Annotated in this window: 27 protein-coding genes; 15 read left to right on the forward strand and 12 right to left on the reverse strand. The window is 71.4% G+C overall.

The genetic code is table 11. From position 1 onward, the window contains the following. Window positions 1-2: 2 nt before the first annotated feature. Together ACIPKM_RS13535 and ACIPKM_RS13540 are read right to left on the reverse strand one after the other, a co-directional pair. On the reverse strand, window positions 3-1,343 hold the full coding sequence (locus tag ACIPKM_RS13535; protein ID WP_402736914.1) for a hypothetical protein: 1,341 nt from the start codon (window positions 1,341-1,343) through the stop codon (window positions 3-5). 112 nt (window positions 1,344-1,455) lie between these two features. Continuing rightward, window positions 1,456-1,722 (reverse strand): hypothetical protein, encoded by a 267-nt coding sequence (locus ACIPKM_RS13540; RefSeq protein ID WP_070416608.1) that lies wholly within the window; start codon window positions 1,720-1,722, stop codon window positions 1,456-1,458. A 163-nt stretch (window positions 1,723-1,885) separates the two neighbouring features. Here ACIPKM_RS13540 and msrA point away from each other — a divergent pair, with 163 nt between their 5' ends. The 3 genes from msrA (at window position 1,886) to ACIPKM_RS13555 (ending at window position 3,410) form a co-directional block, all read left to right on the forward strand. Further along, a complete protein-coding gene (msrA, locus tag ACIPKM_RS13545) occupies window positions 1,886-2,413 on the forward strand; it encodes a peptide-methionine (S)-S-oxide reductase MsrA (RefSeq protein WP_402736915.1) in 528 nt (175 codons plus the stop codon). Window positions 2,414-2,451: 38 nt separating this feature from the next. Further along, window positions 2,452-2,655: a hypothetical protein gene (locus ACIPKM_RS13550; protein WP_070416606.1), complete on the forward strand. Its 204-nt coding sequence runs from the start codon at window positions 2,452-2,454 to the stop codon at window positions 2,653-2,655. A 131-nt stretch (window positions 2,656-2,786) separates the two neighbouring features. Continuing rightward, on the forward strand, window positions 2,787-3,410 hold the full coding sequence (locus ACIPKM_RS13555) for a single-stranded DNA-binding protein (RefSeq protein WP_229085054.1): 624 nt from the start codon (window positions 2,787-2,789) through the stop codon (window positions 3,408-3,410). 28 nt (window positions 3,411-3,438) lie between these two features. Here the strand turns inward: ACIPKM_RS13555 and ACIPKM_RS13560 are convergent, their stop codons facing one another. Next, window positions 3,439-4,161, reverse strand: coding sequence for a hypothetical protein (locus ACIPKM_RS13560; protein ID WP_070416604.1), 723 nt, complete (start codon window positions 4,159-4,161; stop codon window positions 3,439-3,441). A gap of 157 nt (window positions 4,162-4,318) precedes the next feature. Here ACIPKM_RS13560 and ettA point away from each other — a divergent pair, with 157 nt between their 5' ends. Both ettA and ACIPKM_RS13570 read left to right on the forward strand, forming a co-directional pair. Then, window positions 4,319-6,004 carry an energy-dependent translational throttle protein EttA gene (ettA, locus tag ACIPKM_RS13565; protein WP_071295909.1) on the forward strand — a complete coding sequence of 562 codons (1,686 nt, stop codon included), beginning with the start codon at window positions 4,319-4,321 and terminating at the stop codon, window positions 6,002-6,004. Between the two features lie 29 nt (window positions 6,005-6,033). Beyond that, window positions 6,034-6,489 (forward strand): thioesterase family protein, encoded by a 456-nt coding sequence (locus ACIPKM_RS13570; RefSeq protein WP_070416602.1) that lies wholly within the window; start codon window positions 6,034-6,036, stop codon window positions 6,487-6,489. Between the two features lie 26 nt (window positions 6,490-6,515). On the opposite strand, the gene ACIPKM_RS13575 is transcribed toward ACIPKM_RS13570, so the two are convergent. After that, complete coding sequence (locus ACIPKM_RS13575) at window positions 6,516-7,373, reverse strand: acyl-CoA thioesterase II (RefSeq protein WP_071295908.1); 858 nt, start codon at window positions 7,371-7,373, stop codon at window positions 6,516-6,518. Between the two features lie 58 nt (window positions 7,374-7,431). On the opposite strand from ACIPKM_RS13575, the gene ACIPKM_RS13580 reads away from it, so the two are divergent. Next, a complete protein-coding gene (locus tag ACIPKM_RS13580) occupies window positions 7,432-8,133 on the forward strand; it encodes a hypothetical protein (protein ID WP_071295907.1) in 702 nt (233 codons plus the stop codon). Window positions 8,134-8,171: 38 nt separating this feature from the next. Then, window positions 8,172-9,014, forward strand: coding sequence for an NAD(P)H-binding protein (locus tag ACIPKM_RS13585; RefSeq protein WP_402736916.1), 843 nt, complete (start codon window positions 8,172-8,174; stop codon window positions 9,012-9,014). Window positions 9,015-9,087: 73 nt separating this feature from the next. Here ACIPKM_RS13585 and ACIPKM_RS13590 read toward each other — a convergent pair whose 3' ends face one another. The 3 genes from ACIPKM_RS13590 to pepN all read right to left on the reverse strand — a co-directional run bounded on the left by ACIPKM_RS13590 (window position 9,088) and on the right by pepN (window position 13,258). Continuing rightward, window positions 9,088-9,528 (reverse strand): globin, encoded by a 441-nt coding sequence (locus ACIPKM_RS13590; protein ID WP_402736917.1) that lies wholly within the window; start codon window positions 9,526-9,528, stop codon window positions 9,088-9,090. Next, window positions 9,525-10,601, reverse strand: coding sequence for a mechanosensitive ion channel family protein (locus tag ACIPKM_RS13595; RefSeq protein WP_402717655.1), 1,077 nt, complete (start codon window positions 10,599-10,601; stop codon window positions 9,525-9,527). Before ACIPKM_RS13595 ends, ACIPKM_RS13590 begins: the two co-directional genes overlap by 4 nt. A 77-nt stretch (window positions 10,602-10,678) precedes the next feature. Beyond that, a complete protein-coding gene (pepN, locus tag ACIPKM_RS13600; protein ID WP_402736918.1) occupies window positions 10,679-13,258 on the reverse strand; it encodes an aminopeptidase N in 2,580 nt (859 codons plus the stop codon). Window positions 13,259-13,466: 208 nt separating this feature from the next. Here pepN and ACIPKM_RS13605 point away from each other — a divergent pair, with 208 nt between their 5' ends. Further along, window positions 13,467-14,027, forward strand: a complete 561-nt coding sequence (locus tag ACIPKM_RS13605) for a disulfide bond formation protein DsbA (protein ID WP_217637385.1) — start codon at window positions 13,467-13,469, stop codon at window positions 14,025-14,027. Between the two features lie 54 nt (window positions 14,028-14,081). Here ACIPKM_RS13605 and ACIPKM_RS13610 read toward each other — a convergent pair whose 3' ends face one another. Next, window positions 14,082-14,609 carry a GNAT family N-acetyltransferase gene (locus ACIPKM_RS13610; RefSeq protein WP_092384066.1) on the reverse strand — a complete coding sequence of 176 codons (528 nt, stop codon included), beginning with the start codon at window positions 14,607-14,609 and terminating at the stop codon, window positions 14,082-14,084. Here ACIPKM_RS13610 and ACIPKM_RS13615 point away from each other — a divergent pair. The 3 genes from ACIPKM_RS13615 to ACIPKM_RS13625 are packed head-to-tail and all read left to right on the forward strand — an operon-like array spanning window position 14,608 to window position 16,694. Beyond that, window positions 14,608-15,237, forward strand: coding sequence for an XRE family transcriptional regulator (locus ACIPKM_RS13615; protein ID WP_083413707.1), 630 nt, complete (start codon window positions 14,608-14,610; stop codon window positions 15,235-15,237). The genes ACIPKM_RS13610 and ACIPKM_RS13615 overlap by 2 nt on opposite strands. A 22-nt stretch (window positions 15,238-15,259) precedes the next feature. Then, entirely contained in the window at window positions 15,260-15,748 is a 489-nt protein-coding gene (locus ACIPKM_RS13620) for a ribose-5-phosphate isomerase (protein ID WP_070416594.1), read from the forward strand. A gap of 19 nt (window positions 15,749-15,767) precedes the next feature. Continuing rightward, complete coding sequence (locus tag ACIPKM_RS13625; protein ID WP_402736919.1) at window positions 15,768-16,694, forward strand: Fpg/Nei family DNA glycosylase; 927 nt, start codon at window positions 15,768-15,770, stop codon at window positions 16,692-16,694. A 6-nt stretch (window positions 16,695-16,700) separates the two neighbouring features. On the opposite strand, the gene ACIPKM_RS13630 is transcribed toward ACIPKM_RS13625, so the two are convergent. Further along, window positions 16,701-18,176 (reverse strand): amidohydrolase, encoded by a 1,476-nt coding sequence (locus tag ACIPKM_RS13630; RefSeq protein ID WP_402736920.1) that lies wholly within the window; start codon window positions 18,174-18,176, stop codon window positions 16,701-16,703. Next, entirely contained in the window at window positions 18,173-18,838 is a 666-nt protein-coding gene (locus ACIPKM_RS13635; RefSeq protein WP_402736921.1) for an FMN-binding negative transcriptional regulator, read from the reverse strand. The genes ACIPKM_RS13630 and ACIPKM_RS13635 overlap by 4 nt, the downstream gene beginning before the upstream one ends. A 34-nt stretch (window positions 18,839-18,872) precedes the next feature. On the opposite strand from ACIPKM_RS13635, the gene ACIPKM_RS13640 reads away from it, so the two are divergent. Beyond that, window positions 18,873-20,276: a serine hydrolase domain-containing protein gene (locus ACIPKM_RS13640; protein ID WP_402736922.1), complete on the forward strand. Its 1,404-nt coding sequence runs from the start codon at window positions 18,873-18,875 to the stop codon at window positions 20,274-20,276. A gap of 18 nt (window positions 20,277-20,294) precedes the next feature. Here the strand turns inward: ACIPKM_RS13640 and ACIPKM_RS13645 are convergent, their stop codons facing one another. Next, complete coding sequence (locus ACIPKM_RS13645; RefSeq protein WP_071295899.1) at window positions 20,295-20,873, reverse strand: hypothetical protein; 579 nt, start codon at window positions 20,871-20,873, stop codon at window positions 20,295-20,297. A gap of 95 nt (window positions 20,874-20,968) precedes the next feature. Here ACIPKM_RS13645 and ACIPKM_RS13650 point away from each other — a divergent pair, with 95 nt between their 5' ends. Genes ACIPKM_RS13650 through ACIPKM_RS13660 form a run of 3 tightly spaced genes read left to right on the forward strand, consistent with a single transcriptional unit; the run spans window position 20,969 to window position 24,068 of the window. Continuing rightward, on the forward strand, window positions 20,969-22,480 hold the full coding sequence (locus tag ACIPKM_RS13650; protein WP_071295898.1) for a sensor histidine kinase: 1,512 nt from the start codon (window positions 20,969-20,971) through the stop codon (window positions 22,478-22,480). Window positions 22,481-22,519: 39 nt separating this feature from the next. Then, a complete protein-coding gene (locus ACIPKM_RS13655; RefSeq protein ID WP_070416588.1) occupies window positions 22,520-23,182 on the forward strand; it encodes a response regulator transcription factor in 663 nt (220 codons plus the stop codon). Between the two features lie 10 nt (window positions 23,183-23,192). Further along, window positions 23,193-24,068, forward strand: coding sequence for an EamA family transporter (locus tag ACIPKM_RS13660; RefSeq protein ID WP_402736923.1), 876 nt, complete (start codon window positions 23,193-23,195; stop codon window positions 24,066-24,068). Between the two features lie 35 nt (window positions 24,069-24,103). Here ACIPKM_RS13660 and ACIPKM_RS13665 read toward each other — a convergent pair whose 3' ends face one another. Further along, window positions 24,104-24,256: a hypothetical protein gene (locus tag ACIPKM_RS13665; protein ID WP_156794738.1), complete on the reverse strand. Its 153-nt coding sequence runs from the start codon at window positions 24,254-24,256 to the stop codon at window positions 24,104-24,106. Between the last annotated feature and the right edge of the window lie 40 nt (window positions 24,257-24,296).

Here is a 24,296-nt window from a genome sequence, read left to right on the forward strand (position 1 = left end):
GCCTACTCGTCGTCGTCGGCAGCGCGGCGACGGAGCTCGCTCGCGCTGATCGGCTGCGTGTAGGGCGCTTCCGAGGTCTCGTTCGCGTCGGCCGGTTCGGCGGGGCCGTCCGCGATGCGGGTCGGGATCGACCGGGTGTGTGCGGTCGTCGAGGCGTCGACACCGCGGGCGTCGGACTCCGTGGTGCGGTTGACGTGCGCGTCCGCCGAGGTCGGCTTGGCGACCGGCGGCGTCGCGCTCGCGTCGGGACCGGTCGTGTCCGCCCCGCGGGGCCCGCTGCTCCGGGGGCCCGTGGTGGGACGGTCGGTGCCGCGAGGGCTGCTCGGCCGGACGTCGTCGACCGCGTCGGCGTTGTCGGTGTCCGCGCCGGACGCGGCCGACTCGGTCGCCGAGCCGCGGCTGCCGGCGGGCGATGCCGGCGAACCCAGGGGCGCCCGGGTCGGGGTGGCGGCGCCGTCGCCGTACGCGCGGGTCGCGCCGTCGCCGTACGCGCGGGTGGCGTTCGTGTCGGAGATCGGGGTCGTCCGGTTCGTGCTGGAGGTGTCCGAGATCGGCGTCGTCGCGTTCGGGTCGACCGGTGCGGCGCCGCCGCGGGTGACCGAGAAGCCTGCGCCAGCAGCGCCGGAGGCGGCGCCGGCACCGGGGGCTGCGGCGGGCGTGCTCGACGGGGCGGGCGCGTTCGCCGGGGCGGGCGTCCTCGCCGGAGCGGGCCGGAGGGAGGTCGTCGTCGGCGTCGGGCGCTCGGCGGGGACGGCGGTGGTCGTGCCGGCGTCCGTCGGTCGCGCGGGGGCGGCCTGGTCGGCGTTCCAGTCCTGCTGCCGCGTGATCAGCTCGGCGTCGGGGTCGGGCGAATCGAACTTCCAGCGCTCGAGGTCGCTCTTGAAGAGCTTGCGCGCCCGGTTCGGTCGTGCCTGCCACTCGAGGATGCGGTCACGGAACTCGGCGAGCGACTGCTCCGCCTGGAAGCTGAAGGTCGAGGAGTTCTTCTTGATGTCCGCGATCTCGTGCTGCGTCCAGTTGGCCGCGAGGGGCGCACCGGCGACGGGGAGCAGACGGAGTCGGATGTCGGCGTCCTCGGCGAGGTGGTCGGCGTACGCGCGCTCGTCGTGCCCGAGGGAACCCCAGGTCGCGGCCTTGCGTGCAGCCGAGACGATGCCCGCGACGGCGGCGTTCCGCGCTTCGCGTTCCTGCATCGCCACGACCCGCTTCGTCGCCCCGCGGCCGATGAGCGCCGCGATGACGCCCGCCACGACGATCGCGACGAACGGGATGAGCGCGCCGGAGATCACGCGCCAGCCGTTGTCGGACGAGATCCAGTCGGTCAGGTCGTTCCACCAGTCCATGCGCGCACCCTACTCACGAAACGGTCAGGCATCGGGGAGGTCGGGCGGTGTTCCGCGCATCCGACCGGACATGATTCCAATGTGGAACATCATGTCGTCCGGTGGGGCCGGATCAGCCCCAGCGCAGGCAGTCCACGGCGTCGTCGGCCGACCAGACGTTCGGGAGCTCGACGAAGCGTCGTTCGGTCGACACGTACCGACGGGCGCGGTAGGCGGTGCCGCCGGCGACGTCGACGCGGTCCACGTACCCGACGATCTCGCCGTTCGCCCGGGTCACGCGGCTGAGGTCGTCGCGGACGTCGAGGATCCGGAGGTCGCCGCGCGAGCGGGCCACGGGCGCGGTACGGATCCGGAAGACCGGCTCGTTCGTCGTCTGCATCGTGGTGCCTCCTGCTCGTCGGTGTGTCCCCGACGGTACGGCCGACCACCGACACGCCGAGTGCGCTCGGACGATCCGGGGAGCGTCGCCGGGGCGTGCGCGTTGTGGAGGAGGCGTGCCCCGGTCGCGGCTCGCTCCGAGCGGGGAGCGGTAGGTTGCGGCCATGACGACGTTCGTGCTCGCAGGTGGATGTTTCTGGTGTCTCGACGCCGTGTACCGCACGCTCCAGGGCGTGCAGGACGTGGTGTCCGGCTACGTCGGCGGCGAGGTCGAGAACCCCTCGTACGAGTCGGTGTGCACGGGGACGACCGGTCACGCCGAGGCGGTGGCGGTCACCTTCGACGAGACGGTCATCCCGGCCGACGTCATCCTCGACGTGTTCTTCACGCTGCACGACCCGCGGCAGCTGAACCGGCAGGGCGCCGACGTCGGCACGCAGTACCGCTCGGCGATGTTCCCGGCCGACGACGACCAGAAGGCCCTGTTCGAGCGGGCGATCGCGCGCGCCTCGGACATCTGGGACGGCGGCATCGTGACGACGATCGAGCCGCTCGGTACCTTCAACCGTGCGGAGGAGTACCACCAGGACTTCTTCGCGAAGAACCCCGGTCAGGGCTACTGCCTCGCGGTGGCGCTGCCCAAGGTGAACAAGGTCCGCAAGGCCTACAGTCAGTACATCCTGGCGTCCTGAGACTCCGGACGTCGGGGCCACGAGGAGGTGGTCGAACGATGACGAACAACACCGGGACCTGGGTCGCGGTCGGACCAGCGGGAGCGGTCGGCAGCATCCACCGAGCAGACGGCGGGTTCCGCGTCGAGCTCTACGGTCGGAGCGCGGGCGGTGGGACGTACCCGTCGCTCGAGTCGGCGAAGGGTGCTGTGCACGCAGCGCTCGGCCCGTTGGCGGACCGACCCGAGTTCCGCGCGCACTGAACGCGCGGTGCCCACGTCTCGACCAGGAGGCGCGGGGGACTCGTCCTCCACAACGCACCTGATCGAGTCATCCAGTCACAGATCGAGCCCCGGGTCGCTTCCGCGACCCGGGGCTCGATGACGATCGACGCATGAACGACACCATCACCGTCTGCGGGATCATCGCCACCGAGCCACGTCACCTCGTGACCGACACCGGCATCGCCATCACGAGCATGCGCCTCGCCTCACCGTCCCGACGCTGGGACCGGGCGACCTCGACCTGGACCAACGGCGCCACGAACTGGTACACCGTCACGGCCTTCCGATCGCTCGCGGCCAACGTGCACCGTTCCCTGAAGAAGGGCGACCGCATCGTCGTCACCGGGCGCATCCGCATCCGGACGTGGGAGCGGGACGGTCGCGGCGGCACCTCCGTCGAGATCGACGCAGAGGCACTCGGGCACGACCTCGCCTGGGGGATCAGCAACTGGGTGCGCGTCCCGCGGCACACGGGTGAGGCGACCGCGCCTCCGGGGAGCACCTCGGGCGTCCTGCCGAACGTCGACCCGGTCACCGGCGAGGTCGGCGCGGTGGGCACGGACCGCACCCCCGTGCCGGGTGTCGACCCCGACCCGACGGAGCCGGACGTCCGCGAGGAACTGCCCGACGGCGCCGAGGCCGCTCGCCACGCCGCGGCGGCGATCGGTCACGAGTTCGACGTCGTCGTGGGCGTCGACCCGGTGGTGGACGGGGACGAGCGTGCCGCGGCCTGAGCCGGTCCCCGTCCCCGCTCCCGGGCGCCTACCGCCAGTTCTGGGCGATCATCGCGATGCCCGCGACCTCGGTGGTGTCCCAGTTGCCGCCGCGGGGGAGCCCCGAGACCCGTCCGTCGATCGAGAAGCTCGCACCCTGGACCTTCGGGCTGTTCGTCTGCTTCGCCTTGAGCCCGTGGAACGAGAAGCTCGTGTTCCACGTGCCGGCGAGCCCCGTCCGACCGGACGAGTCGCCGACCTTGATCGAGATGTCGTTCACCTGCGAGTGCACGACGTCACCGTTGAGCCGGGCGTTCGCCTCGGCGTTGAAGAAGAGCCGACCGTCGAGGTTCAGGGCGATCGTGCCGACCGTGCGGTTGTTGAGGATGACCGACGCGACGTCGTTCTTGTACCAGCGCAGCCCGACCGACGTCTTGCTGTGCGAGGCGCCCCCCATGTAGCCGTACGTGAACTTGCCGTTCTGCACCCGCTCCCAGATGAACCGGGGCTGCCCCTTGCTCACGGACGAGGCGGTGTCGGACTGGATCCCCACGGCGAACGCGTTGTTGTGGGCGTCGTGGACGTTGATGTACGACGAGTACCCGGTGCCCGAGCCGCTCTCGATGAGGTGCGCGGTGTACTGGACGTAGGGGTTGCCGCGCGGAACGGGCGACGCTGCCGAGGCAGCCGTCGCCGGGGCGAGCAGCGCGACGGTGAGCGCGGTGGCTCCCGCGAGGGGGAGCGCGAGACGGCGCAGACGCTTGGTGAACATGTCCTGATCCTCTCCGGTGGTCGTTCGACCGTGCTCCCGGTGCGGAGCGGGGAAACGGTACGTTGAAGTCGGCGAGCGCAACAGCCCCCGTGCGTGATCCGGCGAACCGGCGAGCGGGCAGACGGACGCCCCGCACTGTCAGTACACTTGGCGCGATATGGCTGAGTACATCTACCAGATGGTCCGCGCCCGCAAGGCGGTCGGCGACAAGCTGATCCTCGACGACGTCACGATGTCGTTCCTCCCCGGCGCCAAGATCGGCGTCGTCGGGCCGAACGGTGCGGGCAAGTCGACGATCCTGAAGATCATGGCGGGTCTCGACCAGCCGTCCAACGGCGAGGCGAAGCTCACCCCGGGCTTCACCGTCGGCATCCTCATGCAGGAGCCCGAGCTCGACGAGTCGAAGACGGTGCTCGAGAACGTGCAGGAAGGCGTCGGCGAGATCCACGCGAAGATCACGCGCTTCAACGAGATCTCCGCGCAGATGGCCGAGCCGGACGCCGACTTCGACGCGCTCCTCGCCGAGATGGGCACCCTGCAGGAGGACATCGACGCGGCGGACGCGTGGGACCTCGACTCGCAGCTCGAGCAGGCCATGGCCGCGCTCCAGTGCCCCCCGGGGGACGAGCTCGTCACGCACCTGTCCGGTGGTGAGAAGCGTCGTGTGGCGCTCTGCAAGCTGCTGCTCCAGAAGCCGGACCTGCTCCTCCTCGACGAGCCCACCAACCACCTCGACGCCGAGTCCGTCCTCTGGCTCGAGCAGCACCTGCAGCAGTACCACGGTGCCGTCCTGGCCGTGACCCACGACCGGTACTTCCTCGACCACGTCGCGCAGTGGATCGCCGAGGTCGACCGCGGTCGTCTCTACCCGTACGAGGGCAACTACTCGACCTACCTCGAGAAGAAGCGCGCCCGGCTCGAGGTCCAGGGCAAGAAGGACGCCAAGCTCGCGAAGCGCCTCTCCTCGGAGCTCGACTGGGTCCGCAGCAACACGAAGGGCCGCCAGGCGAAGTCCAAGGCCCGTCTCGCCCGCTACGAGGAGATGGTCACCGAGGCCGAGCGCACGCGCAAGCTCGACTTCGAGGAGATCGTGATCCCCGTCGGCCCGCGCCTGGGCTCGCAGGTCATCGACGCCGAGAAGCTGCACAAGCAGTTCGGCGAGCGCATCATCATCGACGACCTGTCCTTCACGCTGCCCCGCAACGGCATCGTCGGCGTGATCGGCCCGAACGGCGTCGGCAAGACCACGCTGTTCAAGACGATCGTCGGCCTCGAGCCGCTCGACGGCGGCACGCTGAAGATCGGCGACACGGTCGACATCTCGTACGTCGACCAGAGCCGCGGTGGCATCGACCCGAACAAGAACCTGTGGGAGGTCGTGTCCGACGGACTCGACTACATCCAGGTCGGCAAGACCGAGATCCCGTCGCGTGCGTACGTGTCGCAGTTCGGGTTCAAGGGTCCGGACCAGCAGAAGAAGGCCGGGGTGCTCTCCGGTGGTGAGCGCAACCGTCTGAACCTGGCGCTGACGCTCAAGCAGGGCGGCAACCTGCTGCTCCTCGACGAGCCGACGAACGACCTCGACGTCGAGACCCTCGGCAGCCTCGAGAACGCGCTGCTCGAGTACCCGGGTTGTGCCGTGGTCATCACGCACGACCGGTGGTTCCTCGACCGCATCGCGACGCACATCCTCGCGTGGGAAGGCCTGAACGAAGACGGCACGCCCAACTGGTACTGGTTCGAGGGCAACTTCGAGGCGTACGAGGAGAACAAGATCGAGCGGCTCGGCGCCGACGCGGCGAAGCCGGGTCGGGCGACCTACCGCAAGCTCACCCGCGACTGACCGTGGCGCGGTTGCACGCTCCGGTCCGCATGCGGTGGAGCGACATCGACGCCTACGGTCACGTCAACAACTCCGCGATGCTGCGTCTCCTGGAAGAGGCGCGCATCGTGGGGTTCTGGGGACCCGACCCGGAAGAGCGCGCTCCGGACGGGTCGGTCCCGGAGCCGATCATCGACGGGCGGCCGGGTTCCGGCACCATGACCGTGATCGCGGCGCAGCGCCTCGAGTACCTCGCGTCGATCCCGTACCTGCGGCAGCCGCTCGACATCCAGATGTGGATCGGGCGGCTCGGCGGCGCGAGCATCGACGTCTCGTACGAGGTCTGGTCGCCGGTCGGGCACGAGCCCGCGGTGCTGTACACCCGGGCGACGACCGCGCTCGTGATGGTCGACGCCGTCAGCAACCGTCCGCGTCGGCTGACCGAGGCCGAGCGGGACGCGTGCGCCGCCTACGTCGAAGCCCCGGTGGAGTTCTCCCGCCCGTAGGACGGACTGCAGCACCGTCGGCCGGGTCAGCGCGGGACGCGCATCATCCCCTCCTGCGCGACCGATGCCAGCAGCCGTCCGTCCGGCGAGAACATCCGCCCGAACGCGAGTCCCCGACCGCCCTGCGCGCTCGGGGACTCCTGCGTGTAGAGCACCCACTCGTCGGCCCGGCCGTCACGGTGCCACCACATCGCGTGGTCGAGGCTCGCGCTCTTCACACCGGGGGTGCCCCAGGCCACCCCGTGACGCCGCATGATCGGCTCGAGGATGGACAGGTCGCTCGCGTAGGCGAGGACGGCACGGTGCAGCGCCGGGTCGGCGGGGAGGTCGCCGTCGACCCGGAACCACACCGCCTGGTGGGCGATGTGCTCGCCCTGGACGTCGACGAACACCGGGCCCTCGACGTGCCGCAGGTCGATGGAGCGTTCGGCCCACGCCCGAGCGACCGGGTGGTCGATGGCCGACAGGATCGACGCGGCCGACGGCAGGGACTCCGGTTCGGGCACGTCGACGGGGAACGGGTCCTGGTGCTCGACGCCGACGTCCGGGCGCTGGAACGAGGCGATCATCGAGAAGATCGGCACACCGCGCTGGTAGGCCTGCACCCGCCGCGCGGCGAACGACCGCCCGTCGTGGATGCGTTCGACACCGAAGGTGATCGGGACGTCGATGTCGCCGGGGCGGAGGAAGTAGCCGTGCATCGAGTGGATGTCGCGGTCCTCGATGGTGGCCTGCGCGGCGACGATGCACTGCGCGAGCACCTGCCCGCCGAACACCCGGCCGCCGGGGGACCAGTGGCTCGCGCCGGTGAGGATGGTCTCGCCGGTGCTCGCGCCGGTGTCCTCGAGTCTGAGGGTCCGCAGGAAGTCCGGTTCGCCGTTCACACCGAGCAGTCTACGAACGCCCCGGCGCCGAGCCGTGCCCGGTAGGCTGCTGGGTGACATGGGCACCTCGTTCACGCTTCCCGACGCAGCCTCCCTCGGGGACCTGCGCACCTACCTCGGACGGGCCGCCCGCATCGAGGACGGCTCCGTCCGACTCATCGCGGACTCCGGCGTCCTCGCGGTCTACACCGCGATCCTCTACCCGCTCGGGCTGCTCGACGAACTGCCGACGGTCCTCGGCCTGCGCACGTTCTCGCTCGCGCAGCCGGCGACCGTCGACGCGGTCGTCCCGCTGGCCTCGCTGCAGGAACGCCTGCGGCTGCTCGCCGACGCGCACGACGCCGAGCACGCCGACGGCGCCGACCCCACCCGGGCGACCCCGATCGAGGTGGAGCTCCCGCTCGAGGTCCACACCGTCACCTGGGCAGCGATCTCCCCGCCCCGCGGTGGCTGGGTCCCGCTGCCCGACGTCTCGCCGGAGCTCCTCCGCCGAGCCGCACGCGACGGCATCGCCGAGGTCGCCGACGCCGTCCCGACGAACGCCGGCGAGGCCATCGTCCGCAAGGTCCGATCCGAGGTCTGGGGCCGTCCGGTCGCGGGCATCGAGCACGTCCCCGCCGGCGCGGGCTTCGCGGGGGAGAGCCTCGGCTTCCTCGGCCACGACCCGGTGCGGCTCTTCGAGACCGGACCGTGGAGCCGCCTGACCACCTCGCGCGGGCACGTGCTCGTCAAGCGTCGCGCCTGGACCCTCAACTCGTAGGCAGCCGGTTCCCGGACCGGTCGTGGTTGGCTGGCTCCATGCACGTCTTCCTCACCGGCGCGTCCGGGTACATCGGTTCCTCGGTCCTCCGCGCACTCGTCGCCCACGAGCACGAGGTCACCGCCCTCGTCCGCACGGACGAGAAGGCACAGGCGGTCCGCGACGCGGGCGGCCGCGCCCTCGTCGGTGACGTCACCGACACCGACGTCGTCCGCCGGCTCGCGCACGAGGCGGACGCCGTCGTGCACACGGCCTCGGCCCAGGGCATCGACGCGGACTTCATCGCGACCGTGCTCGCGGCGCTCGAGGGCACCCCGAAGCCGTTCGTGCACACCGGCGGGATCTTCACCTTCGGCGACTCGACCGACATCTCCGAGCAGTCGCCGCTGTCACCGCCGGCACTCACCGCCTGGCGCGTGCCGAACGAGGCGACGGTGCGGGCGAGCAGCGTCCGGACGACGATCATCGCCCCCGGCATCGTGTACGGCCGCGGCGCCGGCATCCCCGCGATGTTCGTCGGGGACGGCGAGCACGAGGTCCGACTCGTCGGTGACGGTTCGCAGCGCTGGACGACGGTGCACACCGACGACCTCGGCGAGCTCTACGTCCTCGCCCTGCACCGCGGTGAGCAGGACGGCTACGTCGTCGCGGCCACCGGGGACAACCCGACGGTCCGCGAGATCGCGGAGGCGGGAGCGCACGGTTCGCCGATCGTGGCCGAGAGCGTCGACGCCAGCCGCGAGCGCCTCGGCACCGAGTACGCCGACGCGCTGCTGCTCCACCAGGAGGCCTCGGGTGCCCACGCGCGCAGCGCGTTCGGGTGGAACCCGACCCGGCCCCCGCTCGTCGAGGACCTCGCCGACGGCTCCTACGTCCGCTGACGCGACCGGTGACGGACTGGAGGCGCGGCGCCAGCTGGCACCGCGCCTCCAGTCCGTCAGCCGCGCACGTCCGTCAGTCGAACGTGTTGGTCATGGCGTGCGCCGCCCGGTCGAGGTAGGCCCAGAGCTCTGCCTCGTCGAGGGGCGCGAGCTGGAGGGACTCGACCGCCTCGCGCATGTGGTGGAGCCAACGCTCACGGGCCTCGGACGTGATCCGGAACGGCATGTGCCGCATCCGCAGGCGGGGGTGGCCGCGTTCCTCGCTGTAGGTCCCCGGGCCGCCCCAGTACTGCTGCAGGAAGGCCGAGAGCCGCCAGATCGCCCCCTCGAGGTCGTCCGCCGGGTACATCGGCCAGATGACGTCGTCCTGCTGCACGCCCTCGTAGAAGCGCCGGACGAGCCGGTCGAAGGTGGTCGCGCCGCCGATGCGCTCGTAGAGGGAGCCGGTGGCCGAGGCGCCGTGCTCGCCGACCCGCAGCGTGATCGGCTGTGCGGGCGGGGTGGGGTCGGTCATCGCGGGTCCTTCCCGGCGTCGGGGTCGTCGGTCCGGATCGGCTGACCGAGGACGTTCTTGCGGCCGCGCCGGGGCTTGGTCGGCGCCGGCGTGGGCTGGGTCCGCACGGTGCGGAGACCGTTGATCGAGGTCGCGTTCTCCCACCCGGCGGGCATGATCATCGCCATGGCGGGCAGGGTCACGCCGAGTTCGTCGACGGCGTGCTTCAGCCGGACGCGGAGCTCGCGGCCGACGACGTCGAGCTCGGACGCCCGGGTCTTCACGACGAGCCGGAACACCATGCCGGCGTCCGTGATCGACTGCAGCCCCCAGATCTCCGGCTTCTCGACGATGCGTTGGCGCCACCGGGGCTCCTGCGACATCGTGACCGCGGCCTTGAGGAGGGCGTCCTGCACGGCGTCGATGTCGGTGTCGTACGGGACCGTGATGTCGACGAGGACGCGCGACCAGCCCTGCGAGAGGTTGCCGACGCGCAGGATCTGCCCGTTCGGCACGAACCAGAGGATGCCGTTCACGTCGCGGATCTGCATGACCCGCAGCCCGACGTTCTCGACGACGCCGGTGGCCTGGCCGGTGTCGACGACGTCGCCGACGCCGGCCTGGTCCTCGAGGATCATGAACACGCCCGAGAGCAGGTCGCGCACGATGCTCTGTGCGCCGACCGCGAGCCCGGCGGCGACGAGCGAGGCGCCACCGACGATCCCGACGGCCGCATTCGGGATGACGAGCGGGATGATGACGACGAGTGCGAGCACGACGACGATCACCGTCGCGAGGTTCTCGAGCACGCTGCCGAGCGTGCGGGTGCGCTGCACGACGCGGGCGGTCTGGATCGGCGAGGCGATGAGTGCCTGCGTGTCGGTCGCGCCCTGACGCTTCTTCACGCCGTTCACGACGCGGTCGACGACGCCCTTGATCGAGTGCCGCAGGATGATCCGCAGGACCAGCGCGGCGAGGATCGTGATGACGATCGTGATCGGGACGTGCCAGGTGTCGACGAACTCGCCGAACGTCTGCGAGACGGCCTCTGCCGGGCCTGACGGGGTCGGGGAGGGAACTGCAACCAAGGTCATGATCCGGTCGATGCTAGAGGGCGGGGCCCTGGCGTCCCCTGGGGAACGCCAGGACCCCGCCGATCCTCATCCGAGACTCAGGCGTCCGCCGCCTGGACCCGCAGGGCACGCTCGGTCCCCGCCAGGCTCTCGGACACGATGCGACGCAGCGCCGGGGTCTCCGGGTGCGCCTCGAGCCACGCGGCCGCAGCGTCCCGCAGCTCGGCCGACGCGAGCGGCGCCGGGTAGAGCCCCGAGACGATGGTGTCGGCCATGTGGTAGCTGCGCTCGGCCCAGATGCGCGTGAGCACGTCGAAGTACTTCGGGACGAGCCCCTCGAGCACGACCGGGCTGTTCACGTGCTGGTAGCCCACCGTCGTCTGGCGCACGATCGCGTTGGGCAGCTCGGACGAGTCCACGAGCGACGAGAACGCCGCGAGCTTGCCCTCGGCCGTCGGGATCGTCGCACGGGCACGCGCGGCGGCCTGCTCACCCGACGCGGTCTTGTCCGCAGCGAGCTCGGCGTCGACCTCGGCTCCGGAGGCGGCACCCGCGAGCACGAGGCCCTCGAGCAGCTCCCAGCGCAGGTCGGTGTCGATCTCGAGCCCGTTCAGCGTCACCGAACCGTCGCGCAGGCCGCTCAGGGTGGCCACGTGCTCGGGCGTGGAGGCGATCTGCGCGAAGAACTTCACGAACTGGAACTGCGCGTCGGAACCGGCCTCGGCGCTCGACGCGAGGTTCCAGAGCGTGTCACCGACGGTGCGCACGGTCTGGTCGACCTTCGCCGGCGCGACGTAGTTGCGTGCGGTCAGGAGCAGCTGCGAGAGCGTCGTGCGGATCGTGGTCGACTCGGTCTCGGTGGCGATGTTGCCGAGCACCAGGCGGACGTAGTCGCTGGCGGGCGACTCGGCGTCACGCGTGGCGTCCCACATCGCGCCCCACACGATCGAGCGGGCGAGCGGGTTCGCGATCGAGGCGAGGTGCTCGATGGCGGTCCGGCGCGAGTGCTCGTCGAGACGGATCTTGGCGTACGCGAGGTCGTCGTCGTTGAGGAGCACGAGGTCTCCGCGCTGCACGCCGACGAGCTCCGGGACCTCGGTGCGGGCACCGTCGACGTCGATCTCGACGCGGTGCACGCGCTCGAGCTTGCCGCCGGAGGACGCGGTGTCGGCGCCGAACGGTGCGTCCGAGTCCTGCGTGACGGCGTAGACGCCGATCGCCAGACGGTGCGGACGGAGCGTCGGGTAGTCGGCCGGCGCTTCCTGCAGCACGGCGAACGACGTGATCGCGCCGGACTCGTCGACCTCGATCTCGGGGCGGAGCGTGTTCACCCCGGCGGTCTCGAGCCAGGCCTTCGACCACTCGGAGAGGTCACGGCCGCTGGTGGCCTCGAGCTCGACGAGCAGGTCGCGCAGCTCGGTGTTCGAGTGGTGGTGCTTCTTGAAGTACGCCGAGACGCCCGCGAAGAACGCGTCGATGCCGACCCACGCCACGAGCTGCTTCAGGACGGAACCGCCCTTGGCGTACGTGATGCCGTCGAAGTTGACCTGGACGTCCTCGAGGTCGTTGATCGTCGCGACGATCGGGTGCGTCGAGGGGAGCTGGTCCTGGCGGTAGGCCCAGGACTTCTCCATCGCCTGGAACGTGGTCCACGCCTCGGTCCACTCGGTGGCCTCGGCCGTGGCGATCGTCGAGGCCCACTCGGCGAAGGACTCGTTGAGCCACAGGTCGTTCCACCACTTCATGGTGACGAGGTCGCCGAACCACATGTGGGCGAGCTCGTGCAGGATCGTGACGACCCGGCGCTCCTTGATGGCGTCGGTCACCTTCGACCGGAAGACGTAGGTCTCGGTGAAGGTGACGGCCCCGGCGTTCTCCATCGCGCCGGCGTTGAACTCCGGCACGAACAGCTGGTCGTACTTCTCGAACGGGTACGGGACGTCGAACTTCTCCTCGTAGTAGGCGAAGCCCTTCTTCGTGGTCTCGAAGACGTACTCGGGGTCGAGGTACTCGGCGAGCGACTTCCGCGCGAAGACGCCGAGCGGGATGGTCCGGCCGTCGCGGCTCGTCAGCTCGTCTCGAACGACCTCGTACGGGCCGGCGACGAGCGCGGTGATGTAGCTCGAGATCTTCGCCGTCGGGGGGAAGGCCCACGTGGCGATGTCGCCGTCGACGTGCGGCTCGGGTGTGGGGGAGTTCGAGACGACCTGCCACCGGGACGGCGCCGTCACGGTGAAGGTGAACTCGGCCTTGAGGTCGGGCTGCTCGAACACGGCGAACATGCGACGCGAGTCGGGCACCTCGAACTGCGAGTACAGGTACACCTCGTCGTCGACCGGGTCGACGAAGCGGTGCAGGCCCTCGCCCGTGTTCGTGTAGAGCGCGTCGCTGACGACCACGAGCTCGTTCTGCTCCTGCAGGCCGTCGAGCTGGATGCGGACCCCGTCGTTCACGGCGGCGACGTCGAGCGCCGTGCCGTTCAGCGTGATCGAGTGCACCGACTTCGTGATGGCGTCGATGAACGTGGACGCACCGTCGGTGGCGGTGAAGCGCACCCGCGTGGTGCTGCCGAACGTCTCGGCGCCGCGGGTCAGGTCGAGCTCGACGTCGTACGTCTGCACGTCGACGATCGCGGCACGTTCCTGGGCTTCGATTCGGGTGAGGTTCTCTCCGGGCACGGACGCTCCATCTTCGCGGTTGCACACGGACGGTCCTTGTCCGCGTGAGGGGGGTCCCGGCACGGCGTCGTGCACCGGCGGGACGGTCGCCTCCAGCCTAGCGAGCACGCGTACGCTCGCATCCGTGACCGACACGACTGTGGACAAGACGACCGCCGACCGCACCGCTGTGGAGTTCTGGTTCGACCCGAACTGCCCCTGGGCCTGGATGACGAGCCGCTGGGTCGGCGAGGTCGCCCGGCACCGCGACCTCGACGTCACCTGGAACGTGATGAGCCTGTTCGTCCTCAACGAGGACCAGGACGTCCCGGACACCTACCGCGAGCGGCTCGTGGCCGGGCAGGTCTACCCGCGCATCGTGACCGCGGCACGGCTCCGCCTCGGCCAGGAGATCGTCAAGCCGCTCTACGACGCGCTCGGCGAGCACATCCACCACCGCCAGGAGCAGGACCCGGAGCAGGTCGTGCCGGCGGTGCTCGCGGAGCTCGGCCTCGACGCCGACCTGCTCGAGTACGCCTGGACGGACGAGGTCGACCAGGCCGTACGTGCCAGCCACCAGGACGGCATCGACCGGGTCGGCCAGGACGTCGGCACGCCGGTCATCGCCGTCGAGGGCACCGCCTTCTTCGGCCCGGTCATCTCGCCGGCGCCGAAGGGCCAGGAGGCGCTCGACCTCTGGGACGGCGTCGTCGCGGTCGCCAAGTACCCGGGCTTCTTCGAGCTCAAGCGCTCGCGGACCGTCGGACCGATCTTCGACACCACCGACTGACGTCGGCCCGGCGGGGCCAGGAGGCGCGGCGCGCGTCCGCCCCGCCGGCCCGGCTCAGGCGAGCGGCAGCCGCATGAGCGTCAGGTCGAGCCAGCGGTCGAACTTGCGTCCGACCTCGGGCACGACGGCCACCGTGTCGAACCCGAGCTTGGTGTGCAGCGCGATCGACCCGGCGTTCTCGCTGCAGATCCCCGCCATCAGGACGTGCCGCCCCTCCGCCCGTGCCCGTGCGACGAGGGCGTCCATGAGCACGGTCGCGATGCCCCGCCCGCGGAACGCCTCGACGACGTACACGCTGTGCTCCACCGTCAGCCGGTACCCCTGGTGCGGCCGCCACTGCGAGTACGTCGCGTAGCCGGCGACCTGCCCGCCGACCTCGGCGACGAGGACCGGCCAGCCGTCGGCGCGACGCTCGGCGAGCCAGCCGTCGAAGTACGAGCGCGGGTGCGGCTCCTCCTGCCAGATGGCGGTGGAGTGCAGGACGGCGTCGACGTGCAGCGCGTGGACGACGTCGAGGTCGCGCGGCTCGCACTCCCGGACGGTGGCCGGACCCGACCCGTTCGTCGCATATGCTGTCGTCATGTCTCACATCGTAGACGCACCGGAGTCGGAACCGGAAACGGCGGACGACGCCGACCAGCGACGGCTCGGCGAGCGCCTGCAGCGCCTCCGCACGGAGCGGAAGTGGAGCCTCACCGAGCTCGCCGAGGAGTCCGGGGTCTCCCGTGCCATGATCAACCGCGTCGAACGCGGGGTGTCGAGCCCCACGGCGACCATCCTCGGGCGGCTGTCGGGAGCGTTCGGACTCACGGTCTCACAGCTCCTCGACGAGTCCCTCGACCACGAGGTGCCCCGGGCGACCGATCCCGACGACGCGCGGGGCGTCCAGCGCGGCGCGACCGCCGACTCCTGGACCGATCCCGAGACCGGGTACCGGCGTCGACCGATCTCGAGTGCGGCCTTCCCCGCGGACGTCACCGAGGTGCGCCTCCCGTCCGGCCGCGAAGTGGCCTACCCGGCGTCCGCCTACGCGTTCCTGCGCCACTGCATCTGGGTGGTCGACGGCGTGCTCGAACTCGTCGTCGGCGGCGAGCCGACGCGGCTCGCCGCGGGGGACCGCATCGAGCTCGGGGACCCCGCCGACGTCGTCTACCGGAACCCGGGCGAGGAGCCCACGCGGTACGTCGTGGTCGTGGTCCGGGGGCAGTAGTCGCAGGAATAGGATCGATCCCATGCGCATCCACCTCGGAACGGACCACGCCGGCCTCGAGTTCAACAAGACCCTCGCCACCCACCTGACGGAGGCCGGGCACGAGGTGGTGGACCACGGTCCGACCGAGTACGACGCGCTCGACGACTACCCCTCGTTCTGCATCAACGCCGCGCACGCCGTGGTGCAGGACCAGCGTGCGGGCGTCCAGGCGCTCGGTGTCGTGTTCGGGGGATCCGGCAACGGCGAGCAGATCGCCGCGAACAAGGTCGAGGGCGTCCGCGCCGCGCTCGTGTGGAACGAGTCCACCGCGCTCCTCGCCCGCCAGCACAACGACGCCAACGTCATCTCGATCGGCGCCCGCCAGCACACCGAGGACGAAGCGATCCGGTTCGTCGACCTGTTCATCGCCGAGCCGTTCTCGGGCGAGGAGCGTCACGCCCGCCGCATCGCGCAGCTCGCCGAGTACGAGACCACCGGCCTGATCGCCGGCAAGCAGATCGACCAGTAAGGCCGAGTAGACAAGAGCAATGCCCGAGGGTCACTCCGTCCACCGCATCGCCAACCAGTTCACCCGGCACTTCGTCGGCAAACGCTGCGAGGTGTCGAGTCCGCAGGGACGGTTCGCCGCCGGTGCCGCCCAGCTCGACGGCACGCGCATGGTCGCTGCCCGGGCCGTCGGCAAGCAGATGTTCCTCGAGTTCGAGGGCGATCTGTTCCTGCGCGTCCACCTCGGCCTCTACGGGGCGTGGGACTTCGCGGGGGACCTCTCCACCGCCGGGGCGCTGTCGGACGACGACGGCGAGGAGTCCCTGACGTCGATCGGCGCTCCCCGTCTCGCCCGCTACCGGATGGCCGAGCAGGAGAAGGTCGAGGACCCGATCGAGGCGTTCCCGCCGGACCCCGTCGGGCAGGTTCGCGTGCGGCTGCTCACCGAGGACACGGTCGCCGACCTCCGCGGTCCGACGGCGTGCGTCGTCGAGGACCCGGCCGGCGTGCAGAAGGCGCTCGACAAGCTCGGCCCGGACCCGATCAACGACGACGGCCCCGAGGCCGAGAAGACCTTCGTCGACAACGTCCGGAAGCGGAACGTCGCGATCGGCCAGCTGCTCATGGACCAGGCCGTCGTGAGCGGCATCGGCAACATCTACCGCGCCGAGCTGCTGTTCCGGCAGCGCATCGACCCCTACAAGCCGGGCAAGCAGCTCACCGTCAAGCAGGCGAAGGCGCTCTGGCACGACTGGTCGAAGCTCCTGCACGAGGGCGTCCGCGACGGCCTCATGCTGACCATGGACGGCCTGTCGAAGAGCGAGCACGCGAAGGCCGTCCGGTCCCGGAAGGACCGGCACTGGGTCTACCACCGTCAGGGCGAACCCTGCCGGGTGTGCGGCACCGAGATCCGGATGGCCGACATGGCCGGCCGCAAGCTCTACTGGTGCCCGAAGGACCAGAAGTAGCGCCGGTCAGACGTCCCGGTACGTGAACCGTCCGGCGATCGCGGTCGCCAGCACCCGTGCTCGCCGGAGCGGCCCGGACCCGGTCGCCGCGAGCGGATCCGCCTCGAGCAGTACGAGGTCCGCGACGTCGCCGACGGCCACCCCGACCCGACCACCTCCTGTCGACCCGCGCCAGGCCGTCCGCACGCCGAGGCGTTCGGCCGGGTGCCACGGCTCGCGGCCGTCCCGGTCGCGTCCGACGGCCGCGGCCATCGACACCCACGGGTCGAGCGGCGCGACCGGCGCGTCCGAGCCGAGCAGCAGCCGGGCTCCGGCACGGTCGAGGGACGCGAACGGGAACGCCCGCTCGGTCATCCCGGCCCAGTAGCGGTCGGCGATGTCGCGGTCGTCCATCGCGTGCTCGGGCTGCACCGACGCGGCCACCCCGAGCCGTGCGAACCGCTCGAGGTCGGTGTCCGCCAGCAACTGCGCGTGCTCGATCGTGCCGCGTGCGCCGACGGCCTCGAAGACGTCGAGCGCGAGGGTGTTCGCCCGGTCGCCGATCGCGTGCACCGCGGGGACGAGCCCGACATCGACCGCCCGACGGACCATCGCCACGAGGTCCTCGAACGACCACACGAGCACGCCGTCGCCGGAGGCCGTCGCCGCCGTCCGGGTGCCGAGCGAGCCGTCGGTGATCACCTTGAACGGGCCCGTCCGGACGAGTCCGCGGGTGCCGTCGACGACGTCGCCGGTGCGGAGTCCCCGACGGATCGCGGCGTCGAGGTCGGCCGGGTAGACCCCCGAGTCGACGCGGAGGCCGTCCGTGCCGGCCTGCACACGGCGGGTCCACCGGTCGAGTCCGAACGTCATCTCGAGGTCGGTCACCCGAGTCACGCCGCGGGCGGCGGCCGCCTCGACGGCGTCGGCGACGAAGCCGTCGAGCACCTCGTCCGGCACGCGGGAGAGCGCGCCGGTCACGTCGAACGCGTCCTGCTCGCGGAGCACCCCGTCGTCGCCGGCGACGAGCGGGCGGCCGACGATGCCGGAGAAGTGCTCCAGCGCGGCGGCGTTGCACCAGACGGCGTGCAGGTCACCGCTGATGACGACGATCGGGAGGCGCGGCTCGATCCGGTCGAGCAGCGCACGTCGTGCAGGGCGGGGCCACATCCCGTCGCGGTAGCCGTGGCCGATCAGGACGCGGTCCGCCACACCGGTGCGTGCCACCTCCGCCAGCAGGTCGGCGGTCGCCTCCGCCGAGTCGCAGGCCGACACGTCGACGCGACGGCGGACGAGGGCCCACTGGTCGAAGTGCACGTGGTGGTCGACGAGACCGGGACCGAGCCAGGCGCCGGCCGTCTCGACGACATCGGTGTCGGCGTCCGTGGGGTCGAGCGTGCCGGCCGGCGCGATCGCGGTGACCAGCCCGTCGACGATCCGGACGTCGGACGGGGCGCCGGACGTGCCCACCCGTCGGACGGTGCGGAGCAGGACCTCGTTCACCGCGCCTCCTGGGCCGCCGCGCGTGCCGCGTGGGCGCGCTCCATCTCGTCGGCGAGTGCCGGCGAGGCGTACGGACCGTCGCCGCGCAGCCCCGCGACGATCCGGTCCACCACCTCCGGTGCCTTGTTCTGCGAGAGCTTCGCGCGGGCGTCGAACCGGGTGACCCGGATGCGGATCCCGACGGTGCCCTTCGCCATCCGGCGTGCCGTCTCCTCGTCGACCTCGAGGGAGACCGGCTCGGGCATCGCCCGCTCGAAGTGGTCGACGAGTTCGCCGAGGACGCGGAAGTTCTCCTCGTCGGACAGGATCTCCGGCGTGCCCCAGCAGTGCGCCGTCACGTGGTTCCAGGTCGGCACGAACTGCTCCGGCGGGTACCAGGCGGGCGAGACGTAGCCGTGCGGGCCCTGGAACACGACGAGCACCTCGTGGCGTCCGAGTTCGTGGGCCACCTCGTCCGGGCGGCCGACGTGCGACACCAGGACGAGCTCGTCGGGGTCGGGGTCGGTAGCGCCGCCCGGTGCGGGCGTCTCGAGCAGGAACGGGTAGTGCGACGCGACCAGCCCGGCCTCGGTGTGCGAGACGATCGTCGCCCACGGGTTGCCCCCGATGAGGCGTCGCACCTCGTCGACGTCGGTCATCAGGAAGTGCGGTGTGTGTCGCATGCCCGCCAGCGTGGCACATGCGAGGGTGGAGGGCATGTCGAATCGCGCTGCGTACGAGACCGTCCTGCCCTACGTCCGCGAGTGGATCGCGTACAAGGTGTGGCAACTCCGGATCCCCGGCGTGCAGGTCGCGATCGGCTACGACGACGAGGTCCTCCTCGACGAGGCCTGGGGCTACGCCGACGTCGAGGCCGGCCGGCGCCTCAGGACGACGGACCTGTTCCGCATCGCCTCGCACTCGAAGACCTTCACCGCGACCGCGCTCCTGCAGCTCGCCGAGCGGGGCTCACTCCGGCTCGACGACACGGTCGGCACGTACGTCCCCGCACTCGTCGACGGCGGCTCGCCCCTCGCCGACGCGACCCTCCGCGAGCTCATGGAGATGGGCGCCGGGGTCATCCGGGACGGCCACGACGGCGACTACTGGTCGCAGCTGCGCCCCTTCCCGGACGAACAGGAGCTCCTCGCGCTCGTCCTCGACCGGGGCCAGAAGGTCCCCGCAGGCTCGTCGTTCAACTACTCGAACCTCGGGTACTCGCTGCTCGGACTTGTCATCGCGGCGGTCTCCGGGCAGTCCTACGGCGACTTCGTCCGCGAGTCGATCACCGAGCCGTTGGGGCTGCGGAACACCGGTCCCGACTGGGACCCCGCCCGCGCGGGCGACTTCGTGGTCGGCTACTCCGGGTTCTACACCGCGCGCACCCGGCACCGCCTCGACCACGTCGACACGCGAGCGATGGCTGCGGCGACGGGGTTCCACGGCACGGCGTCCGACCTCGTCCGGTACTTCTCGCAGCACGTCATCGGCCACGGCACCCTGCTCGACGACCACTCGAAGCGGCTCGCCCAGCGGAAGGCGTGGAGCGCCACGGAGGACCCGGCAGCACGCGGGTACGGCGCCGGGTTCATCGTCGACCGGATCGGCGGGCGAGAGGTCCGCGGCCACTCCGGCGGGTTCCCCGGGCACATCACGCAGTCGCTGTTCGACCCCGCGTCCGGGCTCGTCGTCTCCGTGCTGACGAGCGCGGCGGCCGGCCCCGCGACGCTCATCGCCACCGCCATCGTGCAGTTCCTCGACGCAGCGGCCGACGCGGACGCCCCGGGCACCCCGGTGCCGGCCGATGTCGACACGAGCACGTTCACCGGCCGCTTCGCGAACCCCTGGGGTGTGAGCGACATCGCCCGGATCGGTGACCGGCTCGTCGAGGTCGACCCGTCCGCACCCGAGCCGCTCGTCACCCCGACGCGGCTCGAGGTCGTCGACGCGGACACGCTCCGGATGACCCACGGCAACCGGTTCGGGTCGATCGACGAGGACGTGACGTACCGCCGCGACGCCGACGGCTCCGTGCTGTCGATCCGGGCCGGCGGCGGCATGACGTCGGAGCCGTGGACGATCCCGGTGGAGACGCCGGAGGTCGCCGCGGGTCTGGTCTGAGCGGGGGACCGGTCCGGGTCAGCGGACCTCGGCGGAGGACCAGAGCGACCCCGCACCGGTACCGACCAGGCGGAGCAGGGGCACGGCGACGAGGACGGCCGCCGCGAGGAACGCGACCGCCTGCAGTACGCCGGGGACCGCGTACACGACGGCGAGGACCTCCTGCGCGGTGGAGGGCGGCGGGACCGTCTGTGTCAGGACGGACACGACGAACCACAGCGCCGCGGCGATCGTCACGACCCAGCCGAGCACGCGCTGCGGTCCGCGCAGACCACGGACGGTCAGCACGCCGAACGCCACGAGCGCCGCCCGGGCGATCCAGTACAGCCCGTCGCCGATCGGCCCGGGGACGGCCCAGGCCAGGGCGAACGCGAGCACGGCGACCCCGAACGCGACGGCGCGGCGGTCCCGGGAACGCAGGGCGGCGACGAGCACGACCGCTCCGCAGACACCGGCGACGACCGTTCCGGCGAGCCGCAACGCCGGTGGGCCGAAGGCAAGGACCCCCCACGCGTCGCCGAGCCCCTCGGCACCGAAGACGAGCGCTGCGACAATGGCGGCCGCCGACGCGACCCGGACCCCCGTGGTGTTCCCCATGGCCACACGGTACGCCGGTGCGGGGGATAACCCCACCTCCGGTTCGGGAGGGGGCAGGATGGGGGATCGAGCCGGTGATCGCGAGGCTTGGTGTCATGACCGACACCGCCCGCCTCGACCAGGCCGAGACCGTCCCGCTGCACGACTCCGTCCCGCCAGGAGCCACCGAACCGATGCCCGCACAGCCGAACCAGACGCCCCCGACGTGGTCGTCGACGCCGCCCGCGAGCGGCCAGGGCCCGAGCGTCCCGCCGGCACACCCGACCGCGCCCGGCGGGTCCGGATCGGGCACGGGCATGACCGCCGGCGCGTTCTACCGCGAGGCGTGGAAGCGCCTGCCGCGCGACTTCGGCTACATGGCCCTGACGGCGGTGCTGCTCTGCACGCTCTACGCCGCGTTCCCCGCGGCGATCTTCGGCGGCGGCTTCCGCGACCTCTTCAACCCGTTCGTCCTGCTGATGTTCTTCATCGCGCTGTTCGTCGCGCGGTGGCTCGGACAGTTCGAGAAGCTCCGCATCGGGTGGGCCGACAACCGCCCGATCCGACCGGTCGACTGGACGCCCCGGTGGCAGCAGAACTGGTGGACGCGCACGGGCTCGGCCGTCGCCAACCCGCACTACTGGCTGTACCTGCTGCACGCGGCGGTCGTGTACCCGATCGCGGCGCTCTGCACGGTGGGCGCCGGGGCACTGCTCCTCGCCGGCTTCCTCTGGCCGATCGGGCTCGCCGGGGTCGCGTTCGTGAACGGCATGAGCGCGCAGTACTTCGGGTGGGACATGACGTCCGTCGTGGGCTTCGGATTCCTCGGACTCCTGTCGATGGCCGCCTCGGTGGTGCTCTTCCCGCTGTGGGCCCGCGGTTCCGTGATCGCGCACTTCTGGATCGACTTCGGTCTGCTCGGCGGGTTCCGTGCGGAGCAGCTCGAGCGTCGGGTCGCCGGGCTCCAGGCCTCCCGTGCCGGCGCCGTCACCGCCGAGGGCCAGGCACTCCGCCAGATCGAGCGCGACCTGCACGACGGCCCGCAGCAGCGACTCGTCCGCCTGCGCATGGACCTGTCCGCGGCCGAGCGTGCCTTCGACAAGGACCCGGCGAAGGCGAAGCAGCTCATCGGTGAGGCATCGACACACGCCCAGGACGCCCTCGACGAACTGCGTGCACTCTCCCGCGGGTTCGCACCGCCCATCCTGCTCGACCGCGGGCTCGTCGCCGCGCTCGAGGCCCTCGTCGCCCGGACCCCGATCCCCGTCGGCCTGGACGTCCGCCTGCCCGACGGGCTCGAGCTCGCGACCGAGATCCAGCGCAACGTGTACTTCACGGTGAGCGAGCTGCTGACGAACACCACGAAGCACGCCGGTGCCTCGACCGCCGGGGTGTACCTCGGACTCGTGGTCGACGCTTCCGGACTCTGGTACCTCACGGTCAGCGTCACCGACGACGGCCGCGGTGGGGCCCGCCCGCAGGAGGGGCACGGCATCGAGGGGCTGATGGGTCGGATGCGCGCCCTCGACGGCGAGCTGACGGTCTCGAGCCCCGAGGGCGGTCCGACCGAGGCGACGGCACGGATCCCGCTCGGCGCCCTGAACGGCGTGCCCACGACGCGCTCGTGAGCCCCCGGGAGCGTCCGCGCTCCCACTAGGCTGGTCGGCATGAGCGACGGCCCGGATGCAGCACGCATCCGGGCCGTCGTCGTCGACGACGCCGTGCTCCTGCGCGAAGGACTCTCGCGCGTGCTCGACGAAGCGGGCATCGACGTCATCGGGCAGTACGCCGACGCCGACTCCTTCCTCGCCACGCTCCCCGACGGTGCGCCCGACGTCGTGGTGATGGACGTGCGGATGCCGCCGACCTTCACCGACGAGGGCGTCCGCGCCGCGGTCGAGACCCGGCGCCGGGCTCCGCGCACCGGCGTGCTCCTGCTGTCCCAGTACGTCGAGGCCACCTACGCCGAGGACGTTCTCGCGGCGGGCGCGACCGGCATCGGCTACCTGCTCAAGGACCGCGTCACCCGGCTCGAGGAGATCGACGACGCCGTCCGCCGCATCGCCGCCGGCGGCACCGTCCTCGACCCCGAGGTCGTCACCCAGCTCATGAGCCGCCGCCGTGATCCGCTCGCAGCGCTCACGCCGCGCGAGCGGGACGTCCTCGGGCTGATGGCCGAGGGCCGCACCAACGCCGCGATCGCCCGCGCGCTCGTGATCGGCACCGGCGCGGTCGAGAAGCACGTCTCGAGCATCTTCGGCAAGCTCGCGCTCGAGGACACGGGCGAGGACCACCGTCGGGTCCTCGCCGTGCTCGCCTACCTCGGGTGACGGCGCACCGGTGAACCGCGTCCCGGCGCCGCTCCTCGCCCTCGCGGCGATGGTGTCCGTGCAGCTCGGCGCCGCGATCGCGAAGACCCGGTTCGACGAGGTCGGCTCGGTCGGTGCCGCCACACTGCGGCTCGTCATCGGGGCCGTCGTCCTCGCGCTCGTGGTCCGGCCGCGCGTCCGGCACTGGACCCGGCAGCAGTGGCTCGGTGCGATCGGCCTCGGGCTGGCGCTCGGCGGCATGAACGTCTTCATCTACGTGGCGTTCGCGAGCATCCCGATCGGGGTCGCGGTGACGATCGAGTTCCTCGGCCCGCTCGCCCTCTCCCTCGTGCACACCCGACGGTGGCGCGACGTGCTCTGGGCGGTACTGGCGCTCGCCGGGGTCGTGCTGCTCGGGGTCGGTCCGGCGGCGGTGACCGCGGTCGGCGGTGTCGTGTTCGCCGTCCTCGCCGCGGTGTGCTGGGCGGGCTACATCGTCATGAACCGGCACGTGGGCGCCGCGATCCCCGGCGTGGACGGGCTCGCCGTGTCGATGCTCGTCGCGATGCTCGTGTCGCTGCCGTTCGGGCTCCGGTCGGCGGTCGACGGGGTCGTCCGTGAACCGGTGCTCCTCCTCGTGTTCGGCGGCGTCGCCGTGCTGTCGAGCGTCCTGCCCTACGCGCTCGAGATGCTCGCGCTCCGGCGGATGCCGACCCGTGTCTTCGGGGTCCTGCAGAGCCTCGGGCCGGCGATCGCGGCCCTCGCGGGCCTGCTGATCCTGCACGAAGCGCTCGCGCTGCTCGAGGTCGTCGCCCTCGCGTGCGTCACCGCCGCGAGCGTGGGCGTGACGCTGTCCGCGCGTCGTGGTCGGGGCGGTCGAACGGGAGGCGCGGATCCCGTTCCGTGAGTCCGGAACGTGTGCCGCGCCTCCGGAAAGACCGTCTACTCGTCGCGCAGGAAGTCCGCGTACGTGGGTTCCGTGTGTTCACCCGTCAGCAACGCCGGGTCGTTGACCCGTCGTTCGACGTAGGCCGCGATGACCTCGGGCGGGGTGAGCACGTGGGCGACCCAGGACGGCACCTCGCTCTTCTTCATGGTGCCTCCTCCCAGCGTCAGCACTCGGACCGAATGTCTC

The sequence above is a fragment of the Curtobacterium sp. NPDC086286 genome (genome assembly GCF_044746255.1).
Lineage (GTDB): Bacteria > Actinomycetota > Actinomycetes > Actinomycetales > Microbacteriaceae > Curtobacterium.

Bases quoted from the DNA above. Each gene is read 5' to 3' on its own strand.
- ACIPKM_RS13535 (WP_402736914.1), bottom strand. From the start codon at position 1,343: ATGGACTGGTGGAACGACCTGACCGACTGGATCTCGTCCGACAACGGC.
- ACIPKM_RS13540 (WP_070416608.1), bottom strand. From the start codon at position 1,722: ATGCAGACGACGAACGAGCCGGTCTTCCGGATCCGTACCGCGCCCGTG.
- msrA (WP_402736915.1), top strand. From the start codon at position 1,886: ATGACGACGTTCGTGCTCGCAGGTGGATGTTTCTGGTGTCTCGACGCC.
- ACIPKM_RS13550 (WP_070416606.1), top strand. From the start codon at position 2,452: ATGACGAACAACACCGGGACCTGGGTCGCGGTCGGACCAGCGGGAGCG.
- ACIPKM_RS13555 (WP_229085054.1), top strand. From the start codon at position 2,787: ATGAACGACACCATCACCGTCTGCGGGATCATCGCCACCGAGCCACGT.
- ACIPKM_RS13560 (WP_070416604.1), bottom strand. From the start codon at position 4,161: ATGTTCACCAAGCGTCTGCGCCGTCTCGCGCTCCCCCTCGCGGGAGCC.
- ettA (WP_071295909.1), top strand. From the start codon at position 4,319: ATGGCTGAGTACATCTACCAGATGGTCCGCGCCCGCAAGGCGGTCGGC.
- ACIPKM_RS13570 (WP_070416602.1), top strand. From the start codon at position 6,034: ATGCGGTGGAGCGACATCGACGCCTACGGTCACGTCAACAACTCCGCG.
- ACIPKM_RS13580 (WP_071295907.1), top strand. From the start codon at position 7,432: ATGGGCACCTCGTTCACGCTTCCCGACGCAGCCTCCCTCGGGGACCTG.
- ACIPKM_RS13585 (WP_402736916.1), top strand. From the start codon at position 8,172: ATGCACGTCTTCCTCACCGGCGCGTCCGGGTACATCGGTTCCTCGGTC.
- ACIPKM_RS13590 (WP_402736917.1), bottom strand. From the start codon at position 9,528: ATGACCGACCCCACCCCGCCCGCACAGCCGATCACGCTGCGGGTCGGC.
- ACIPKM_RS13595 (WP_402717655.1), bottom strand. From the start codon at position 10,601: ATGACCTTGGTTGCAGTTCCCTCCCCGACCCCGTCAGGCCCGGCAGAG.
- ACIPKM_RS13605 (WP_217637385.1), top strand. From the start codon at position 13,467: ATGACGAGCCGCTGGGTCGGCGAGGTCGCCCGGCACCGCGACCTCGAC.
- ACIPKM_RS13615 (WP_083413707.1), top strand. From the start codon at position 14,608: ATGTCTCACATCGTAGACGCACCGGAGTCGGAACCGGAAACGGCGGAC.
- ACIPKM_RS13610 (WP_092384066.1), bottom strand. From the start codon at position 14,609: ATGACGACAGCATATGCGACGAACGGGTCGGGTCCGGCCACCGTCCGG.
- ACIPKM_RS13620 (WP_070416594.1), top strand. From the start codon at position 15,260: ATGCGCATCCACCTCGGAACGGACCACGCCGGCCTCGAGTTCAACAAG.
- ACIPKM_RS13625 (WP_402736919.1), top strand. From the start codon at position 15,768: ATGCCCGAGGGTCACTCCGTCCACCGCATCGCCAACCAGTTCACCCGG.
- ACIPKM_RS13635 (WP_402736921.1), bottom strand. From the start codon at position 18,838: ATGCGACACACACCGCACTTCCTGATGACCGACGTCGACGAGGTGCGA.
- ACIPKM_RS13640 (WP_402736922.1), top strand. From the start codon at position 18,873: ATGTCGAATCGCGCTGCGTACGAGACCGTCCTGCCCTACGTCCGCGAG.
- ACIPKM_RS13645 (WP_071295899.1), bottom strand. From the start codon at position 20,873: ATGGGGAACACCACGGGGGTCCGGGTCGCGTCGGCGGCCGCCATTGTC.
- ACIPKM_RS13650 (WP_071295898.1), top strand. From the start codon at position 20,969: ATGACCGACACCGCCCGCCTCGACCAGGCCGAGACCGTCCCGCTGCAC.
- ACIPKM_RS13655 (WP_070416588.1), top strand. From the start codon at position 22,520: ATGAGCGACGGCCCGGATGCAGCACGCATCCGGGCCGTCGTCGTCGAC.
- ACIPKM_RS13665 (WP_156794738.1), bottom strand. From the start codon at position 24,256: ATGAAGAAGAGCGAGGTGCCGTCCTGGGTCGCCCACGTGCTCACCCCG.